Genomic DNA, 5,000 nt, shown 5'->3' on the forward strand with positions numbered 1-5,000 from the left:
CCTACAACCCGTCCCACACGTCCACCCCCGGGGACGGACAGCCCCTGGCCCCCGAGGGCAATCCGGGGGCAAGGTGGAGGGCAAGGCAGCGGGCAGGGTGCGTCACGGGGCACGAGACGCAGCACCCGGCGCGGGTGTATGGCCGGACCTCCCATGCCCGTGCCCGAGCCGTCCACACTGTCCACCTGGGGCCTGCCCGGGATGTTCTTCGTCGCGATGCTCGCGGGCTCCGTGGTGCCGGTGCCCTCCGAGGCGATGCTCGCCGCGCTCATCTACAATGGCACCCCTCCCGTGACGGCCACCGTCGTGGCCACCGTGGGCAACGTGCTGGGCGCGGTGACGCTCTACATCCTGGGCCAGTGGGTGTCGCGCGGCGGTGGCGGGCCCGTGGGGCGCTGGTTCGCGCGGCGCCGGGCCAAGGAAGGCCCCCGCATGGCGCGCATCGAGGCGAACCTGCGCACCTGGGGCGCCCCCGCGCTCCTCATGTCCTGGCTGCCCATCCTGGGGGACGCGTTCGTCATCGCCGGCGGCTTCGTGGGCGTGCGCCCCGTGCCGTTCGTCTTCTTCGTCACCCTGGGCAAGGGCATCCGCTACGCCTTCGTCGCGCTGTCCACCACCGCGGCCATGTAACAATGTGAAATATGACCCGGGGTGCTTGACCTTGGGTTCACGCAACGTTTCGACGATTGTGACGGATAAACGCGCAGGGCGCCGTGTACGCGGAATACTGCGTGCGCGGCGCTGCCGTGACGTCCCAATCCCCCTACAGCTCCTGGTTCTTCTGGGAGCAGGATGAAACATCGTGAGCCTGAAACTCGACCTCTTCCGGCGGCCTGCCGGTTCCTGGCGAACGTGGTCCTTCACGTTGGTGTGCGCGGCGCTGGCCGCGTGCGGGGGAGCGGTGGACTCCGCGGAGCCTGACGCGACCTCGCCCGAGGTGGCCACGCGGGAGGATGGGCTGGCCAACGTGCGGCTGCGCCTGATGGCGGCCAACCTGAGCAGCGGCACCGGCCAGGACTATGATCCGGGCCACGGCATCCGCATCTTCCAGGGCACCGACGCCGACGTCGTGATGATTCAGGAGTTCAATTACCTGACGGACTCCGCGGCGGACATCCGCACCTTCGTCAACACCGCGTTCGGCACGGGCTTCTCCTACTACCGCGAGGCGGGGGCGCAGATCCCCAATGGCATCATCAGCCGCTACCCCATCATCGCGGCCGGTGAGTGGGACGACACGCAGGTGACCAACCGCGACTTCTCGTGGGCGCGCATCGACATCCCGGGGCCCAAGGACCTGTGGGCGGTGAGCGTGCACCTGCTGACGACCAGCACCTCCGTCCGCAACACGGAGGCCACCAACCTGGTGAAGTTCATCAACACCAACGTGCCAGCCGGGGACTTCCTGGTCATTGGCGGCGACTTCAACACCGGCAGCCGCAGCGAGGCCTGCCTCAGCACCTTCTCCCAGGTGGTGTCCACGGCGTCGCCGTACCCGGCGGACCGCAATGGCAACACCAACACCAACGCGGGCCGCAGCTCGCCGTATGACCACGTGCTGGTGGACAGCGACCTGCGCGCCTACCAGACGTCGGTCGTCATCGGCTCCAGCACCTTCGCCAACGGGCTGGTGGCGGACACGCGCGTGTACTCGCCCCTGTCGGACATCTCTCCCGCGCTGTCGGGCGACAGCGGCGCCTCCGGCATGCAGCACATGGGCGTCATCAAGGACTTCCTCATCCCGGGGGATGGCTCGACCTCCAGCTCGGTGACGGTGCTTTCGCCCAACGGCGGTGAGAGCTGGGTGGGTGGCTCCGCGCACACCATCACCTGGACGTCGTCCGGCATCTCCAACGTGAAGGTGGAGTACTCGCTGAACGGCTCCACCTGGTCGTCGGTGACGACGAGCACGGGCGCGTCCTCCGGCAGCGTGGCGTGGACGGTGCCCGCCAGCGCCAGCAGCAGCGTCTGGGTGCGGGTGAGCGACGCGAGCAACACGGCCGTCAACGACCTGAGCAACGGCGCCTTCACCATCACCACCGGCGGTGGTGGCGGCACCGGCCAGGTGTTCATCAACGAGGTGCTGCTGAACGAGTCGGGCTCGGACGTGAACGGCGAGTTCGTGGAGCTGGTCAACACCGGCACCGCGGCGGTGGACCTGAGCGGCTGGTCCGTGTCGGACAGCGCGAGCGTGCGCCACACCTTCGCCAGCGGCACGACCGTGGCGGCGGGCAAGGCGGTGGTGGTGTTCGGTGGCGCGGCGGGCATCCCGTCCGGCACCCCGGGCGCGGTGGCCGCGTCCACGGGCACGCTGGGGCTGTCCAACAGCGGTGACACCGTCACGCTGAAGAACGCGTCGGGCACGGCCGTGGACACGGCCACCTTCGCGTCGTCGCTCGCGGGCACGGACGGCGTGTCCGCCAACCGCAGCCCGGACGCGAGCGTCAGCGGCAGCTTCGTGCTGCACACGTCGGTGTCCAGCCTGAGCAGCTCGCCCGGCGAGCGCGCCAGCGGCCTGGCGTTCTAGTCGTGGCCGCAAGGGGGGCGTCCCCATCGCGCCCCCCTTGCGGTAAGCCTGTCCCATGCTGAAGGTCCACCACCTCAACGAATCGCGCTCCCAGCGCATCCTCTGGCTCCTGGAGGAGCTGGGGCTCGACTACGAAATCGTCCGGTACCAGCGCGACCCGAAGACGCGGCTGGCCCCTCCGGAGCTCAAGGCCGTGCACCCGCTGGGCAAGTCGCCGGTGGTGGAGGACGACGGCCGCGTGCTGGCCGAGTCCGGGGCCATCGTGGAGACGCTCATCCGCCGCCACGGGAAGGGACGCCTCGCGCCCGCGCCCGAGGACCAGGACGCGTACACGCACTGGCTCCACTTCGCGGAGGGCTCCGCGATGCTCCCCATCATGCAGCTGCTCTACGTGCAGCGGCTGGGCGAGGCCGGAGCGCCGCTGCGGCCCCGCATCGACTCCGAGCTGAAGAACCACCTGGGCTACCTGGAGGGCGCGCTCCAGGGCCGCGAGTTCCTCGTGGGCTCCACGCTGACGGGCGCGGACATCCAGAACAGCTTCGTCCTGGAGTCGGCGCGAGCGTTCCGGCTGCTCGGCGAGTACCCGCACCTGACGGCTTACCTCGACCGCCTGCACGCGCGCCCCGCGTACCAGCGCGCCGTGGAGAAGGGCGGCCCGTACGCCCTGGGCCGCTGAACGAAACGCCTCTCAGTGCCTGCTCAGCGGTGGAGGCCCGAGCGCAGCCGCGGCGGCAGGTGCGGCGCGAAGGTGGGCGGCTCCTCCGCGAGTGACACCTTGGGCGCGCGCTTCAGCGGGGCGATGCCCATCCAGCGGTTGAGGTTCGCCTTCGCCGCGGCCTGCGCTTCCGCGGGGAGCTGGCTGATGCGGGAGCCGTGGTTGCCGCCCTCCACCGTGTAGAAGAACGAGTCCTGCGCGTTGCCCAGGACGTAGGCCGCCGACGTCCACGGATCCAGACTGCCGTAGATGAACATCAGGCGCTCGCCGTGGACGGAGACCCAGTCCTGGATGTCCGGCATGGCCTCCGGCCGGAAGACGAACGGGATGCCGGGCGGCGAGTACACGTCGCCGGTGTCGGTGCCCGGGTGCTGGATGAGCGCGCCCAGGTGCGCCTCGTACGGCTGGGGCCAGCCCAGCTCCAGTGCCGCCTGGTAGTAGTAGGCGTCGTAGCCCGCGATGCCCTTGTCGGAGAAGCTGTCCAACCCCACCTCGTAGTCCATCGCGGCGAAGAGCGCTTCATCCGTGGCGGTGGGGTCGGGGATGTTCGTGGAGCAGCGCGACGGGACGTCGTACTGCCAGAAGGCGAAGTAGGTCTCGATGACCGCGTGCTCCAGCGCCCGCTCGAAGCCGAGCCGCGTGAACGTCAGCTGCTGCTCCGCGGCGTAGGTGCGGTACCGCTCCAGCATCTTCTCCCGGCGCGTGAGCACCTCGCGCTGGAAGGCCCACAGCCGCTCGCGGCAGGCCGCCTGCGCGTCGCCGCCGACCACCGCCTGGAAGGCCGGGAAGCGGTCGTCGTCGCGGCGCGCGATGGGCGCCACGTACGCCACGGTGGCGTCCACGTCGTCCGGGTAGTAGCGGCGGAAGAACACCACCGTCTCGCCGCCCTTGCTGGCGCCCGTGGACACCCACTTGCCGGTGTAGAGCAGCTTGAGCGCCTGGGTGAGGCGGTGGAAGTCATCCGCGGACTGGCGGACGGTGAGGTGGCTCCAGTCCGCCGGAGACGGGATGCTGGGCGGGAAGAAGCGGTGCTCCACCGACAGCTGGTTCGCGGAGAGCAGCTGCGTGAGCTCCGAACGACTGGGAGCGACGGAGACGTTGTAGCCGCCCGTGGAGAGCACCAGGGGCTTCGTGTCCGCCGCGTGCAGCAGCGTCACGCGCTGCTCGAAGCGCTGGCACTCCGGATGCGCGTGGTCCGAAGGCTGGTTGAACGTCATGATGAAGAAGCGGTAGCCCGCCGGAACCCTCGCCCCGTTGGGGTTCTCCTGCACGCTGAGCCCGGGGATGGCGCGCAGCCGCACCAGGATGTCCAGCGACGTGTCGGTGATGACGCCCGTGTCCGCCGTCCCCGCGTCCCAGCCGCTCGGGGTGCACGCCACGCCGCCGTCCGTGCCCGCGTCCTCCGTGCCCGTGCCCGAGTCCCCGGTGCCCGCGTCCCCGGTGCCTGAGTCCCCGGTGCCCGCGTCCACGCCCTGCGTGCCGCTGTCGGGCGTCGTGTCCGGATCATCGCCACAGGCCACCGGGCCTGCCAGCGCGAGGAGGGGGAGGAGCAGCAACAGGTGGGGGAAGCGAGCCGCGCGGGCCATGGGGTCTCCCAGGGAAGGGCGCGCAGTCTAGGCCACGTCCCCGGCGGTGCGCTCTGTCCGGCGGGAGGGCTTGCGACCGCGCGCGGCTTGAGTCCACCCCGCGCGCGCGATAGCCACGTCCCGTCACGTCTCCCTGGAGCCTCCATGAAGCCCCTGCTGCTGGCCGCCCTCC

General features: G+C 70.5%; 4 protein-coding genes. 3 read left to right on the forward strand and 1 reads right to left on the reverse strand.

Annotated elements, in window-relative coordinates:
- Positions 1-159 precede the first annotated feature (159 nt).
- The 3 genes from D7V97_RS39870 to D7V97_RS39880 all read left to right on the forward strand — a co-directional run bounded on the left by D7V97_RS39870 (position 160) and on the right by D7V97_RS39880 (position 3,203).
- Positions 160-630, forward strand: coding sequence for a YqaA family protein (locus D7V97_RS39870; RefSeq protein ID WP_120615805.1), 471 nt, complete (start codon positions 160-162; stop codon positions 628-630).
- Positions 631-808: 178 nt separating this feature from the next.
- Complete coding sequence (locus tag D7V97_RS39875; protein WP_233583535.1) at positions 809-2,527, forward strand: lamin tail domain-containing protein; 1,719 nt, start codon at positions 809-811, stop codon at positions 2,525-2,527.
- Between the two features lie 55 nt (positions 2,528-2,582).
- Positions 2,583-3,203 (forward strand): glutathione S-transferase family protein, encoded by a 621-nt coding sequence (locus D7V97_RS39880; protein ID WP_120615803.1) that lies wholly within the window; start codon positions 2,583-2,585, stop codon positions 3,201-3,203.
- 23 nt (positions 3,204-3,226) lie between these two features.
- Here the strand turns inward: D7V97_RS39880 and D7V97_RS39885 are convergent, their stop codons facing one another.
- Positions 3,227-4,828: a S28 family serine protease gene (locus D7V97_RS39885; protein ID WP_120615804.1), complete on the reverse strand. Its 1,602-nt coding sequence runs from the start codon at positions 4,826-4,828 to the stop codon at positions 3,227-3,229.
- Between the last annotated feature and the right edge of the window lie 172 nt (positions 4,829-5,000).

It is taken from the genome of Corallococcus sp. CA053C, assembly GCF_003611675.1.
Lineage (GTDB): Bacteria > Myxococcota > Myxococcia > Myxococcales > Myxococcaceae > Corallococcus.